Source organism: Dyella sp. EPa41 (assembly GCF_016586165.1).
In the GTDB taxonomy this organism is placed as follows: Bacteria; Pseudomonadota; Gammaproteobacteria; order Xanthomonadales; family Rhodanobacteraceae; genus Dyella.
Genome location: NZ_BCPR01000006.1, coordinates 1 through 12828, shown reverse-complemented (window position 1 = coordinate 12828; position 12828 = coordinate 1). Strand labels below are relative to the sequence as shown.

At 66.0% G+C, this 12828-nt stretch carries 13 protein-coding genes and 1 pseudogene; 11 read left to right on the top strand and 3 right to left on the bottom strand.

Features of this window, described 5'->3' with window-relative positions:
- The first annotated feature begins 17 nt into the window (after nucleotides 1-17).
- The 5 genes from ftsB to truD are packed head-to-tail and all read left to right on the top strand — an operon-like array spanning nucleotide 18 to nucleotide 4002.
- Nucleotides 18-341 carry a cell division protein FtsB gene (gene ftsB, locus JMF82_RS03475; RefSeq protein WP_201313150.1) on the top strand — a complete coding sequence of 108 codons (324 nt, stop codon included), beginning with the start codon at nucleotides 18-20 and terminating at the stop codon, nucleotides 339-341.
- A gap of 1 nt (nucleotide 342) precedes the next feature.
- Nucleotides 343-1032 carry a 2-C-methyl-D-erythritol 4-phosphate cytidylyltransferase gene (ispD, locus tag JMF82_RS03470; RefSeq protein ID WP_201313149.1) on the top strand — a complete coding sequence of 230 codons (690 nt, stop codon included), beginning with the start codon at nucleotides 343-345 and terminating at the stop codon, nucleotides 1030-1032.
- A 14-nt stretch (nucleotides 1033-1046) separates the two neighbouring features.
- Nucleotides 1047-1520: a 2-C-methyl-D-erythritol 2,4-cyclodiphosphate synthase gene (gene ispF / locus JMF82_RS03465; protein WP_304487910.1), complete on the top strand. Its 474-nt coding sequence runs from the start codon at nucleotides 1047-1049 to the stop codon at nucleotides 1518-1520.
- Complete coding sequence (gene mgtE / locus JMF82_RS03460) at nucleotides 1517-2935, top strand: magnesium transporter (protein ID WP_201313147.1); 1419 nt, start codon at nucleotides 1517-1519, stop codon at nucleotides 2933-2935. The genes ispF and mgtE overlap by 4 nt, the downstream gene beginning before the upstream one ends.
- A 53-nt stretch (nucleotides 2936-2988) precedes the next feature.
- Nucleotides 2989-4002: a tRNA pseudouridine(13) synthase TruD gene (gene truD / locus JMF82_RS03455; protein WP_201313146.1), complete on the top strand. Its 1014-nt coding sequence runs from the start codon at nucleotides 2989-2991 to the stop codon at nucleotides 4000-4002.
- A 1076-nt stretch (nucleotides 4003-5078) separates the two neighbouring features.
- Here the strand turns inward: truD and JMF82_RS03450 are convergent.
- Nucleotides 5079-5625: pseudogene (locus JMF82_RS03450) on the bottom strand (Smr/MutS family protein).
- A gap of 185 nt (nucleotides 5626-5810) precedes the next feature.
- On the opposite strand from JMF82_RS03450, the gene surE reads away from it, so the two are divergent.
- From surE to JMF82_RS03430, 4 genes are all read left to right on the top strand, one after another.
- The gene (surE, locus tag JMF82_RS03445) at nucleotides 5811-6602 is read left to right on the top strand and encodes a 5'/3'-nucleotidase SurE (RefSeq protein WP_201313145.1); all 792 of its coding nucleotides are present in this window, start codon (nucleotides 5811-5813) and stop codon (nucleotides 6600-6602) included.
- A 4-nt stretch (nucleotides 6603-6606) separates the two neighbouring features.
- Nucleotides 6607-7287: a protein-L-isoaspartate(D-aspartate) O-methyltransferase gene (locus JMF82_RS03440; protein WP_201313144.1), complete on the top strand. Its 681-nt coding sequence runs from the start codon at nucleotides 6607-6609 to the stop codon at nucleotides 7285-7287.
- Between the two features lie 31 nt (nucleotides 7288-7318).
- Complete coding sequence (locus tag JMF82_RS03435; RefSeq protein ID WP_201313143.1) at nucleotides 7319-7927, top strand: DedA family protein; 609 nt, start codon at nucleotides 7319-7321, stop codon at nucleotides 7925-7927.
- 77 nt (nucleotides 7928-8004) lie between these two features.
- Entirely contained in the window at nucleotides 8005-8970 is a 966-nt protein-coding gene (locus tag JMF82_RS03430; protein WP_236585281.1) for a peptidoglycan DD-metalloendopeptidase family protein, read from the top strand.
- Between the two features lie 128 nt (nucleotides 8971-9098).
- On the opposite strand, the gene JMF82_RS03425 is transcribed toward JMF82_RS03430, so the two are convergent.
- A complete protein-coding gene (locus tag JMF82_RS03425; RefSeq protein WP_201313141.1) occupies nucleotides 9099-9473 on the bottom strand; it encodes an Mth938-like domain-containing protein in 375 nt (124 codons plus the stop codon).
- On the bottom strand, nucleotides 9473-9769 hold the full coding sequence (yhbY, locus tag JMF82_RS03420; protein WP_201313140.1) for a ribosome assembly RNA-binding protein YhbY: 297 nt from the start codon (nucleotides 9767-9769) through the stop codon (nucleotides 9473-9475). Before yhbY ends, JMF82_RS03425 begins: the two co-directional genes overlap by 1 nt.
- An 84-nt stretch (nucleotides 9770-9853) precedes the next feature.
- On the opposite strand from yhbY, the gene rlmE reads away from it, so the two are divergent.
- Complete coding sequence (rlmE, locus tag JMF82_RS03415; protein ID WP_201313139.1) at nucleotides 9854-10504, top strand: 23S rRNA (uridine(2552)-2'-O)-methyltransferase RlmE; 651 nt, start codon at nucleotides 9854-9856, stop codon at nucleotides 10502-10504.
- On the top strand, nucleotides 10501-12450 hold the full coding sequence (gene ftsH, locus JMF82_RS03410) for an ATP-dependent zinc metalloprotease FtsH (RefSeq protein ID WP_201313138.1): 1950 nt from the start codon (nucleotides 10501-10503) through the stop codon (nucleotides 12448-12450). Before rlmE ends, ftsH begins: the two co-directional genes overlap by 4 nt.
- Nucleotides 12451-12828: the final 378 nt, after the last annotated feature.

The window sequence follows — 12828 nt, the reverse complement described above, 5'->3', positions numbered from 1 at the left end:
GGGAGCGACGATCGACGATGGTGCGTTGGGTCGCCCTGGTCCTTATCGTCCTGCTGATCGCGCTGCAGATGAAACTGTGGCACGGCAATGGCGGCGTGCGCGAGGTGGAAACCTTGCGCGCGGCGGTGAAAAAGCAGGGTGAGGACAACGACAGGTTGCAGCAGCGCAACCAGGCGCTGGGTGCGGACGTGGACGACCTCAAGCACGGCGAACAGGCCGTCGAGGCTCGCGCACGCGCCGAGTTGGGCCTGATCAAGCCGGGCGAAACGTTCTACCAGGTGGTCGAGAAGCCGGGCGCCAGCCAGGCGCCCGCGCCGGCCGCATCCACCGGCGGCCGTTGACATGGCGGCCCTGTGGTGTGTGGTGCCGGCGGCGGGTCGCGGCACCCGGGTCGGTGGCGATCTTCCCAAGCAATACCTGCCGCTCGCGGGGCGCCCGTTGATCCTGCACACGCTGGATCGCCTGGCCGCCCATCCGCTGATCGCTGGCCTGATGGTGGTGCTGGGAGAAGGCGACGCGCTTTGGCCCGCCATCGACCAGCTCGGCGGCAAGCCGGTGCTGACCGCCATCGGCGGCGCCGAGCGTTGCGACTCCGTGCTCGCGGGGCTCAATGCGCTTCCCACGGATGTCGCCGAAGAGGCGTTCGTGCTGGTGCACGACGCCGCGCGCCCCTGCGTGCGCGAAGCCGACATCGCGCGCTTGGTCGAGCGTGGCGTGCCGGCCGGTGGTGGCCTGCTTGGTGCGCCGCTGCGCGACACGCTCAAGCGGGCGGGCATGGATGGCCGCAGTCATGAGACCGAACCGCGCGACCATCGCTGGCGCGCCTTCACGCCGCAGATGTTCCGCCGCGGTGATCTTTCACGGGCACTGCAGGCGGCATCGGTCGCCGGCGTCACGGTGAGCGACGAGGCGATGGCGATGGAGCGGGCAGGTTTTTCGCCGTTGCTGGTCGAGGGTGCCGAAGACAACATCAAGGTGACGACGGCCGCGGACTTCGCGCTGGCCGAGTTCCTGTTGCCGCGAACCAGGTAAGGAGTTTCTTCATGATGCGGATCGGCCAGGGCTTCGATGTACACGTCTTCGGCGAGGGCGACCATGTGATGCTCGGCGGCGTGCGCGTGCCGCACAACCGTGGCGTGGTGGCGCATTCCGACGGTGACGTGGTGATCCACGCCCTGTGCGACGCGATCTTCGGTGCGTTGGCGCTGGGGGACATCGGTCGCCATTTCCCGCCGAGCCAGGAACAGTGGCGCAACGCGGACAGCCGGATCTTCCTGCGCCACGCCGCGAAGCTGATGCGTGAGCAGGGTTATGCGCTGGGCAATGCCGACGTCACGGTGATCTGCGAGGCGCCCAAGGTCGGGCCGCATTCCCTGGCCATGCGGGAGGCGGTGGCCGAAGCATTGGGTTGTGAGCTCGGCCGCGTGAGCATCAAGGCCACCACCACGGAAAAGCTGGGCTTCACCGGCCGCGGCGAAGGCATTGCCGCCCAGGCCTGCGTGTTGCTGGTCATGGCATGAGCGAGGCTGGCGCCCGCGGATCGGCTTCGCGGTTGCACGAGCAACTCGACCTGATCAGCGAGTTGCTGCGCAAGCTGCGCGGCCTGGGGCAGCTTCCCGAGCCCGACGCCGACCTGGGCTTCCGCGAAAGCCAGGTGGAACTGCAGCGACTGCTCGACGCGCTGCATCCGGCCGACATCGCCTATGTGCTCGAGGCGCTGCCGCTGGAAGACCGCCTCGCCATCTGGCAGCGGGTGAAGGCGGATCGCGATGGCGAAATCCTGCTGGAAGTGTCCGACGCGGTGCGCGAATCGCTCATCGCGGACATGGACCAGCACGAGATCCTCGCCGCGGTGGAGCCCCTGGACGCGGACGAACTGGCCGATCTCGTCGAGGACCTGCCCACCGAGGTGCTGCCCGAACTGATGGCCAGCCTCGACGCGCAGCAGCGCGAGCGCGTGCAGGCGGCGTTGTCCTACCCGGACGACCAGGTCGGCGCGTTGATGGACTTCGAGATGGTGACCATCCGGGAAGACATCACGCTGGAAACCGTGCTGCGCTACCTGCGCCGCTTCGACGAGCTGCCCGCGCAGACCGACAAGCTGTTCGTGGTCAACCAGGACAACCTGCTCACCGGTGTGTTGCCGGTGCATTGGCTGCTGGTCAATTCGCCGGAAAAGACGGTCAGCGAGGTGATGGCGCCGGACGTCAACACCTTTCATCCCACGGACGACGCATACGCGACCGCACAGGCTTTCGAGCGTTACGACCTGGTCACCGCGCCGGTAGTCGATGGCAACGGCCACCTGATCGGGCGCATCACCATCGATTCGATGGTGGACGTGCTGCGTGAGGAAAGCGAAAGCGAGGCGCTTAGCCGTGGCGGCCTGCGCGAGGAAGAGGACATCTTCGCCTCGGCCTGGAAATCCGTGCGTAACCGCTGGGCCTGGCTGGCGATCAACCTCGTCACCGCCTTCATCGCGTCGCGCGTCATCGGCCTGTTCGAAGGCTCCATCCAGCATCTGGTGGCGCTGGCTGCCTTGATGCCGATCGTCGCCGGCATCGGCGGCAACTCCGGCAACCAGACCATCACCATGATCGTGCGCGCGCTGGCGTTGGACCAGATTTCTCCCGCGAGCGCCCGGCGCTTGTGGGGCAAGGAAATCATCGTGGCGCTGGTCAATGGCCTCGTGTGGGGCGGCGTGATCGGCACGGTGGCATGGCTGCTCTACGACAATCCGCACCTGGGCGCGGTGATGACCGCCGCCATGACGCTCAACCTCGTGCTGGCGGCCTTCTGCGGCGTGGCCATTCCCATGCTGATGACGAAGCTGGGCCGCGATCCCGCGCTGGGCTCCAGCGTGATGATTACCGCCATGACCGACTCGGGCGGCTTCTTCATCTTTCTCGGCCTCGCCACGCTGTTCCTGATGTAATGCGCCGCTGGCGCCATTCAACTTCTTGATGCCGGCGTGCCCGGTGGAGTCCCATGTCCGATCTCGAACTGCCCTATGCCTATGGCAACCCGGCGCTGACCGCGGTGTTGCGGGCTGCCCCGGAAGATTTCCAGGTGGAGGAAATCCTGGGCTATGACGCCGATGGCGAAGGCGAACACGCACTGCTATGGGTCGAAAAGCGCGGCTCCAACACCGACTGGGTAGCGAAAGAACTGGCGCGCTTCGCCGGGGTGCCGCCGCTCAATGTCGGCTACGCCGGCCTCAAGGACCGCCATGCCGTCACGCGGCAGACCTTCTCGGTGCAGCTGGCCGGCAAGCCCGATCCCGACTGGTCCGCATTCCCGCACGCGGAAGTGAAGGTGCTGGCGGCAACGCGCCACAAGCGCAAGCTCAAGCGCGGCGCCCTGCGTGGCAACCGTTTCGTGCTCGTGCTGCGCGACGTGCAAGGAGACCGCGCCGTGGCGGAGCAGGTGCTCGCCCAGATCGCGCAGCGTGGCGTGCCCAACTATTTTGGCGAGCAGCGTTTCGGTCGCGAAGGCGGCAACGTCGCGCAGGCGAGGGCGATGTTCGCGGGGCGTCGCGTCGACCGCGACAAGCGGCATTTCCTGCTCTCCGCCGCGCGCTCGCACATCTTCAATGCCGTGCTGGCCGCGCGCGTCGAGCAGGCCGGCTGGGATGCGCCGATGGAAGGCGAAATCTGGGCGCTGGATGGTTCGCGCTCGTGGTTCGGCCCCGAGCCGTTCGATGCCGTGCTTTCCGAGCGACTCGCCAAAGGCGACATCCATCCTTCGGGCCCGCTGTGGGGGCGTGGCGATACGCCGGCCCAAGCCGATGTGGCCGCGCTCGAAAACGCGGTCGCCGCAGCCAACAGCGATCTCGCGGATGGCCTCGTCGCCGCCAAGATGGACCAGGAGCGTCGCGCACTGCGCATGATTCCCCGCAACCTCAACTGGCGCTGGCTGGCAGGCGACGCGCTGGAGCTGAGCTTCGAGCTGCCGGCAGGGGCCTATGCGACGACGGTGGTGAGGGAGCTGGCGAGGACGTAGGCGACGCGTGCCCTGCCGTCGATGGAACGCGTTGGGAGACGCTATCGTCTCCACGCCGCCTTCTGTAGGAGCGCACCCAGTACGCGACCGCCTTTCGCCTCGATCCCCATGAGCGTCATCCCGGCGTAGGCCGGACAAGCGCGAAGCGCGCAGAGCGCCCGTAGGGCGGCCTCGAAGGGCGAGCGTAGCAAGCCATCCAGTGGCGTCAGTCTTCGATTGTGGCGCCGCCGCCAACGGGACGCCTACGCAGCGGCAATCCGAGAGCCTGCTTTAAGTCCTCTTCGTATCGGCGCGTTGCGGTGTAGCCGCTCCGCTTGAGGTAGTAACGAGCGCACCGTAGCTGGCCTCGGTCATCCGACGCTTCTACCCCGCATATCGCCATGAGCTCTGGCTCTGAAGGCCATTTTCTTTGGGTTACTTTCGACGCGAAGCTAGTCCCCGTGGGATCTTTGACTCCGGGCATCCTGCCCTCCGCCCTACGGGCCGGCTTCGCCGTTCGCACGCGCTCCTGCGCGTGCGTGGGCCAGCAAAAGAAAAGTGACTCGGCGGTCCCACGGGACTAGCTTTGCGTCGTCCCACGGGGACTAGCTTCGCGTCGCCGGCAGGACGTCGAAACGCCCGCTGCGTAGGCGGCACCCTGGCGTTAGCGGAGCTACCGAAGGGAATAGCCTGCTCTCATAAAAGCCACAACCATGCAGACCGCCGCGAAAGGCGGTCGCGCACAGGGTGCGCTCCTACAGAGGCCGGCAGGGGATCGAGCGCCGCGTCACACGGGGACTTTCTACGGTCGTAGGCGGCATGCTCGCGATAGCGTGGCAACCGGAGGCAAACCGTCATCACAAGAGCAATAGACGTGCAGACCGGCGCGAAAGGCTGTCGCGCACAGGGTGCGCTCCTACAGGGGGCGGCAGGACGTTGAAACGCCCGCCGCGTCCCACGGGGGACTTCCTACGGTCGTAGGCAGCGCGGCAACCGAAGGCAACAGCCGGCATCAAAAGAGCGACGACATGCAGACCGGCGCGAAAGGCGGTCGCGCACAAGGTGCGCTCCTACAAAAGAAAGGTGACCGGGACAGTTCACCCCTTCAAAAGCACCACTACCGCCCCCGTTCCCCCCTCGCATCGGCCTTGCCGAAGCAAACGCCACCACGTCATCACGCCGCCTCAACATCCGGTCCGTCAGCACTTTCAGCACCGGGCCGGCCGCGCGCGAGCGCAAGCCCTTGCCGTGCACGATGCGCACGCAGCGGATGCCCCGTCGCTTGGCGTCGGCGAGGAAATCGTTGATGCAGGCCTGCGCCGCGGCGGCGTTCATCTGGTGCAGGTCGATGTCGTCCTGCACGCTGAATTGGCCACGCTTGAGCTGGCGCAGCAGTTTGGGCGGATAGCCATCCCGTAGATAGCTCAGCTCTTCGCCGACTTCGAGCAGCGTGGGATCGAAGGCCATGTCCAGCAGTTCACCGGGTACGGCGGCTTCGTCCGCTTCGAACATGCGTGGCTCGGGGGCCGGCTTGGGCGCGGCCGGCGGCGGAGCCACCGGGTCAAAAGCCTTTACCTCGCCGATGGCTTCGCGAAACAGGCGTGCATCGTCATCGGAGACCTGGGCTGGCGGGCGATGTTTCATGCCTGCATCGTAATGCAGCCGAAGGATTCCGGCGTCGCGGCGGCCATGAGCCGGGTTGGTGGCGGGCCTGCGGAACCGGGCTTCCGGGCAATGTGAAACCATGGCCCCGGTCCGGTAGACTTCAGGCTTCACCCGGCGTGTTTCGTCGAAACCGAAGCGCCGCGATTGGCTTTGAACGGATCATCATGCGAGTTCTGGTAAGCAACGACGACGGCGTGGATGCACCTGGCATCCGCGTGCTCGCCGAGCGCCTCGGCGCGGTCGGCCAAGTCACGGTGGTGGCGCCGGACCGAGACCGTTCCGGCGCCAGCAATTCACTCACGCTGGATGCCCCCATCCGCGCGCTGCGGATGGACAACGGTTATTACCGTGTCGCCGGCACGCCGACCGATTGCGTGCACCTGGCGCTGGCGGGCATGCTCGACCACGAGCCCGACATCGTGGTGTCCGGCATCAACAATTCCGCCAACCTCGGCGACGATGTGATCTATTCCGGCACCGTGTCAGCGGCCATGGAAGGGCGCTTCCTGGGCCTGCCCGCCATTGCCGTGTCGCTGGTGAGCAAGGACCACAACGGCATCCACTACGAGTCGGCGGCGAACGCCGTGCTGCTGCTGATGCAGCGACTGCTGGTCGATCCGTTGCCGGCGGACACGATCCTCAACGTGAACGTGCCGGACCGCCCGTGGGATGAAATCCACGGTTTCGAAGTCACCCGCCTGGGCAAGCGTCATCGTTCCGCACCGTGCATCAAGCAGACCGATCCCCGCGGCAAGACCATCTGGTGGATCGGCCCCGCGGGTGACGTGGACGATGCCGGTCCCGGCACCGACTTCAATGCGGTGCGTCGCGGCTATGTCTCGGTGACGCCCATCCATGTGGACCTCACGCGCTTCCAGGCGCTGGAAAAGGTCAGCAGCTGGGTCGGCGCGTTGAACAAGGGTGTCGGCGGCAAGAACGCCGAAGAGGCGGCGTGAGGGCATGAACGTGCATCCATTGCCGCCATCCGCATTGAAGGGCGAGGGCATGACCTCGCAGCGCGCGCGCGATCGCCTGGCTACCAAGCTCAAGGAAGAGGGCATCCGCGACCAGCGCGTGATCGACGTGATCCGCAACACGCCGCGCCATCATTTCATCGACCAGGCGCTGCACTCGCGCGCCTACGAAAACACCGCGCTGCCGATCGGCCATGGCCAGACCATCTCCCAGCCATGGGTGGTGGCGCGCATGACGGAAGCGCTGCTTGAATTCGGCGTGCCGCAGAAGGTGCTGGAAATCGGCACTGGCTCGGGTTACCAGGCCGTGGTGCTGGCCCAGGTGGTGCCGCAGGTCTATACGGTCGAGCGCATCGAGGAGCTGCTGCGCCAGGCGCGCCGCCGCTTCCGGCAATTGGGCCTGACCAACATCCGCTCGCGTCACGACGACGGCAAGCTTGGCTGGCCGGACGAGGCGCCGTTCGACGCCATCATCCTCACCGCGGCGGGCGATGCGATCCCGCATGCCGTCCTCGACCAGCTCAGCCCCACCGGCGTGCTGGTGGCGCCGGTGGGTTCGCCCAGCAACCAGATGCTGATCCGCATGCGCGGCGACGGGCAGGGCGACTTCATCCAGGAGGAACTGGCAGCGGTCAGTTTCGTGCCATTGCTCGGCGGCATCGGTTGATGCGCCACTGCCTACAAGGACATTCCTGAGCATGCGTCTGTTCGGACCGCTGTATGCGCGCGCACTCACGTGGGCGCGCGATCCCAGGGCTGTGTACTACCTCTGCGGATTGAGCTTCGTCGAGGCCTTCATCTTCCCGATCATGCCGGAAGTGATGCTTGCGCCGATGATGCTCGGCAAGCGTCACAAGGCCTTCTTCTACGCCAACATCAGCCTGCTGTTCTCGTTGCTCGGTTCGCTGGTCGGCTACGCGCTCGGCCACTGGGCTTTCCACGCGCTGTCGCCGCTGCTCGATTCGCTGCATCTGCTGGCGCCGATCGAGAAGGGCGTCGACAACCTGCGCATGCAGATGAACGAGCATTGGCTCGGCCTGCTGGTGGTGCTCGCGCTCGCGGCCCTGCAGCCCGTCGTCCCGATGAAGTTCGTCACCTGGGCGTCGGGCATCGTCGGCGTGCCGGTGATTCCGTTCCTGGTCTGCATGGCCGTCGGCCGCGGCAAGCGGGTGTGGTTGCTCGCGCTGCTGATCCGCATTTTCGGCGAGCGCGCCGAACGCATCCTGCACAAGCACATCGAACGGATCGGCTGGGCGGCGCTGGTGATCCTGGCGGGCTTGCTGGCCTGGTGGATCTGGTCGCGCTGAACGATGGCCGTGGCGCTGACGCACCGTCGGGCGTCGTACGCATGAAAATACCGTGCCGCCTCGCTATGCTCATTGCCATGAATGGATATCTCCGGTCGCTCACCCTGACCTCTGCCATCGTGGTGTTGGCCGCCTGCGGAACGCAGCGCTCGGTCGTGGTCGAACCCACGGCAGGAACCTCCTCCTCTCGCACCGCGGCCACCGTTGCCCCGGCGAGCCGGCCCGCGCCGGGTGGCACCTACAAGGTCAGCAAGGGCGACACGCTCTATTCGATCGCGTTTCGTAACGGCGTCGATTTCCGCGACCTTGCCAGCTGGAACAACATCGCTTCGCCATACACGATCTGGCCTGGGCAGGAATTGAAGCTGGCGGCCCCCAACGGCACGCCGGCGGCCCCTGCGCATGCAGCGCCCGCAGCCGTGGCTGCCACGACTGCCAAGCCATCGACTCCGGCGCCCGCTCCCGCGCATGCCGCCCCTGCGGGTCAGTCGCCCGTGGGCACGCAACCCGCAGCGCCTGCCCAGACGCCGCCGGCTCCGGCCGCTCCGCTCGCCTCGGCGGCGAGCACCACGCCGGTCGTACCGATTGCCGGAGCGCCGGCGGCCACGGCCAGCAACACGCCCCCACCGGCACCGCCGGCCGCCATTGCGCCGGGAGCCACGCGTGCCAACGGCGGCGTGACCTGGCGATGGCCCGCGGACGGTTCGCTGATCAAGCGTTTCCAATCCGGCGACGCCATTCCCGGCATCGAGATCGCCGGCAAGTCAGGCGATGCCGTGCGTGCCGCCGCCGATGGCGTGGTGGTCTACAGCGGCAATGGCCTGGTGGGTTACGGCGAGCTGATCATCGTCAAGCACAACGACAGCTACCTGTCGGCCTACGGCCACAACAGCAAGCGACTGGTGAAGGAAGGCCAGCGCGTGACCGCCGGGCAGCAGATTGCCGAGATGGGTTCCACCGGCGCATCGCGTGACGAACTGCAGTTCCAGATACGCAAGGACGGCAATCCGGTCGATCCGCTGGGTTATCTGCCGTCGCGCTGATTCACCGCGCCGCGATATTCGTTTTGCAGGAGCGCACCCAGTGCGCGACCGCAGCGCTTCAGGCTGGCCCCGAGGCAGGCTATCGCGCACCGGGTGCGCTCCCGCAGGGATGGATAGGGATGCCCGGATCAGCCCGGCAGAATGAAGGCGACCACCACGCGCCGACGCTCGCCGGCCAGCAGGTCATAGGTACGTGCCGCGGCCGCGTTGTCCATCACCTCGATGCCCACGCCCTTTCGCAGCAGGCCGGCCATGAAGGCGGGGGCGGGAAACACCTGGCGCTCGCCGGTGCCCAGCAGGACGACTTCCGGATCCAGTTCGAGGATGGCGTCCACATGGCTGGCGTCCAATTCCTTCGACGCAGCCACCGGCCAGTTTTCCACCGCACGCTCAGGCGAGAGCAGGAAGCTGGAGGTAAGTTCGCGATCGACCACGATGATGCTGCGTGGGCCCACGCGGCGCACGAACAGGTAATTGCCGGGACGGTCGAGCGAAAGATCCATCAGCGGGGCAGGGCGAGCTTGGGCTCGTCTTCGTTGCGGCGGAAAAGCACGACGATATGACCGATCTGCTGCACGCTCTCTGACTGGGTGCCTTCGGCGAGGAAGTCGATCTGCTGCTGGCGCTCTTCCTTGTCACCGCCCGAGAGCTTCACTTTCACGAGCTCATGATGGGACAGGGCAAGGTCCAGTTCCTTCACCACGGCATCGGTCGCGCCCTTGGCGCCGAGCAGGATGACCGGGTGCAGGTCATGGGCGAGGCTGCGCAGATAGCGACGCTGCGAGGGGGAAAGTGCCATGCGTTCAGTCTCGGATTCGCTGCGATAGGACCGCTAAGGTTATCATGGGGTCATCTCCCCCGTATCTGTGGCAGTTGCCGACCCATGTCTCGCAGCAAAAGCAGTTCCCGCTGGCTGCGGGAGCATTTCGATGACGTTTATGTGAAGAAAGCCCAGGCGGAAGGGGCTCGCTCGCGTGCGGTCTACAAGCTGGAAGAACTGATCGACAAGGACCGCCTGCTCAAGCCCGGCATGCGGGTGGTCGACCTGGGCGCGGCGCCGGGCGGCTGGTCGCAGCTGGTGCGGCAGCGCCTGGGCGACAGCGGCACCGTGGTCGCCATGGATATCCTGCCCATGCAGGGCATCGGCGGGGTGGACTTCCTCCAGGGCGACTTCCGCGAGGAATCGGTCCTGCGCGAGCTGGAAAGCCGCCTGCAGGGCCAGCAGGTCGATCTTGTGCTGTCTGATATGGCCCCCAATATGAGTGGCGTGGCCCTGGCCGACCAGATCCGGGCGATGGACCTGGCCGAGCTGGCGCTGGATTTCAGCCGCCAGTGGCTCAAACCGGGCGGGTCTTTCCTGATCAAGTTGTTCCAGGGGACAGGCTTTGACGAATACATACGCAGCTTGCGCGCAGACTTCACCCGCGTAACGATGCGTAAACCTAAGGCTTCCCGCGCGCGTTCGCGTGAAGTGTATGCATTGGCCATGGGGCGCAAGATCCATGGCGGGCAATCGGGCGAGAACCGTGCATGAATGAAATGGCGAAAAACCTGCTGCTCTGGCTGATCATCGCAGTCGTACTGCTGACGGTGTTCCAGAGCTTCAATCCGCATGGCGCGTCCTCCTCGGATCTGCCCTACAGCAGCTTCGTGCAGAGCGTGGACAACGGCAACGTGGCCGCGGCCACCATCAGCGCCGACCAGCCGGCCACCATCAGCGGCAAGCTGAAGGACGGCAGCTCGTTCCGCACCGTCGCGCCGGTCCTGGGCTGGTCCACCAACTCGGTGGTCAAGCAGATGCAGGACAAGGGCGTGGAAGTGCGCCAGGAACCCTCCAACAACGGCTTCTCGTTGCTGGGCCTGCTGCTCAACTGGCTGCCGATCATCCTGATCGTGGGCGTGTTCATCTGGTTCATGCGCCAGATGCAGGCCGGCGCGGGTGGGCGCGGCGCCATGAGCTTCGGCCGCTCGCGCGCCAAGCTGCAGGGTGAAGACCAGATCAAGGTCAATTTCAGCGACGTCGCCGGCTGCGACGAAGCCAAGGAAGAAGTGGGCGAGCTGGTCGAGTTCCTGCGCGACCCGGGCAAGTTCCAGAAGCTGGGCGGCAAGATTCCGCGCGGCGTGCTGATGGTGGGCCCGCCGGGTACCGGCAAGACCCTGCTGGCCAAGGCCATCGCGGGCGAGGCCAAGGTGCCGTTCTTCTCCATCTCCGGCTCCGACTTCGTCGAGATGTTCGTGGGCGTCGGCGCCAGCCGCGTGCGCGACATGTTCGAGCAGGCCAAGAAGCACGCGCCGTGCATCATCTTCATCGACGAGATCGACGCCGTCGGCCGCCATCGTGGCGCCGGCCTGGGTGGCGGTCACGACGAGCGCGAGCAGACCCTCAACCAGTTGCTGGTCGAGATGGACGGCTTCGAGGGTACCGAGGGCGTCATCGTCATCGCGGCCACCAACCGTCCGGACGTGCTGGACCCGGCGCTGCTGCGTCCGGGCCGTTTCGACCGCCAGGTCGTGGTCGGCCTGCCGGACGTGAAGGGCCGCGAGCAGATCCTCAAGGTGCACATGCGTCGCGTGCCGATCGCCACGGACGTCGATCCGATGACCATCGCGCGCGGCACCCCGGGCTTTTCCGGCGCGGACCTCGCCAACCTGGTCAACGAAGCGGCGCTGTTCGCGGCCCGCGAGAACGCGCGCGAAGTTCGCATGACCCATCTGGACAAGGCGCGCGACAAGATCCTGATGGGCACCGAGCGCCGCTCGATGGCCATGAGCGAGGACGAAAAGAAGCTGACGGCGTATCACGAGGCGGGTCACGCCATCGTCGGTCGCCTGGTGCCGGAGCACGACCCGGTCTACAAGGTCACCATCATTCCGCGTGGTCGTGCGCTCGGCGTCACCATGTACCTGCCGGAAGGCGACAAGTACAGCATCAACCGGGTGGCCATCCAATCGCAGCTGTGCTCGCTGTACGGTGGCCGCGTGGCCGAGGCGCTGATCTTCGGCGAGGACAAGGTCACCACCGGCGCCTCCAACGACATCGAGCGCGCCACCAAGATGGCCCGCAACATGGCGACCAAGTGGGGCCTGTCCGACAAGCTCGGCCCGGTGACCTACGGCGAGGAAGAGGACGAAGTATTCCTGGGCCGCGCCGTGACCCAGCACAAGAACGTCTCCGACGAGACCGCGCGCAAGATCGACGAGGAAGTGCGCGCGATCCTGGATCGCGCCTATTCGCGCACCAAGCAGCTGCTTACCGACAACATCGAGAAGCTGCACGTGATGGCCGATGCGTTGCTGCAGTACGAGACCATCGATGCGCACCAGATCGACGACATCATGGCTGGTCGCGTTCCGGGTCCGCCGGCTGACTGGTCGAAGAACAGCACCAGCAGCTCCACGCCGCCGCCACCGCCGCCGCGCGGGGACACCGGCGCCAAGGTGGGCGACCCTGCCACGCAGACTCGCTTCGCGGATCGTTGAGCAACGCGCAGCACAGCAGAAAAGGCGGCCTCAGGGCCGCCTTTTTCTTTGCTTTCCTTTCCGTTGTCGCGCCGCACCGGTCCGGCGTTGCAGCGTCTCCAGTGCGCGACCGCGGCACGATGGCTTGCTTTCTTTGTTCGGCCGCGCGGGCGATGTACCGCCACGCGCAGACACATCGCGGAAATATTTCCAGCGAAGCTATAGCCGAATGTGAAGATGCTCGTTAGACTATGCGGCTCGGGTGAAGCGCGTTCACCGCCGGACATGAAGATTCTTCAACGGCGATGAAAAAAATATGAAAAAAAGTATTGACGCACCGACCTCGAATCTGAATAATTCCGCTTCTGGCTTCGGCGCTTTCCACTAAAATGGTTAAGC

Bases quoted from the DNA above. Each gene is read 5' to 3' on its own strand.
- ftsB (WP_201313150.1), top strand. From the start codon at position 18: ATGGTGCGTTGGGTCGCCCTGGTCCTTATCGTCCTGCTGATCGCGCTG.
- ispD (WP_201313149.1), top strand. From the start codon at position 343: ATGGCGGCCCTGTGGTGTGTGGTGCCGGCGGCGGGTCGCGGCACCCGG.
- ispF (WP_304487910.1), top strand. From the start codon at position 1,047: ATGCGGATCGGCCAGGGCTTCGATGTACACGTCTTCGGCGAGGGCGAC.
- mgtE (WP_201313147.1), top strand. From the start codon at position 1,517: ATGAGCGAGGCTGGCGCCCGCGGATCGGCTTCGCGGTTGCACGAGCAA.
- truD (WP_201313146.1), top strand. From the start codon at position 2,989: ATGTCCGATCTCGAACTGCCCTATGCCTATGGCAACCCGGCGCTGACC.
- surE (WP_201313145.1), top strand. From the start codon at position 5,811: ATGCGAGTTCTGGTAAGCAACGACGACGGCGTGGATGCACCTGGCATC.
- JMF82_RS03440 (WP_201313144.1), top strand. From the start codon at position 6,607: ATGAACGTGCATCCATTGCCGCCATCCGCATTGAAGGGCGAGGGCATG.
- JMF82_RS03435 (WP_201313143.1), top strand. From the start codon at position 7,319: ATGCGTCTGTTCGGACCGCTGTATGCGCGCGCACTCACGTGGGCGCGC.
- JMF82_RS03430 (WP_236585281.1), top strand. From the start codon at position 8,005: ATGAATGGATATCTCCGGTCGCTCACCCTGACCTCTGCCATCGTGGTG.
- JMF82_RS03425 (WP_201313141.1), bottom strand. From the start codon at position 9,473: ATGGATCTTTCGCTCGACCGTCCCGGCAATTACCTGTTCGTGCGCCGC.
- yhbY (WP_201313140.1), bottom strand. From the start codon at position 9,769: ATGGCACTTTCCCCCTCGCAGCGTCGCTATCTGCGCAGCCTCGCCCAT.
- rlmE (WP_201313139.1), top strand. From the start codon at position 9,854: ATGTCTCGCAGCAAAAGCAGTTCCCGCTGGCTGCGGGAGCATTTCGAT.
- ftsH (WP_201313138.1), top strand. From the start codon at position 10,501: ATGAATGAAATGGCGAAAAACCTGCTGCTCTGGCTGATCATCGCAGTC.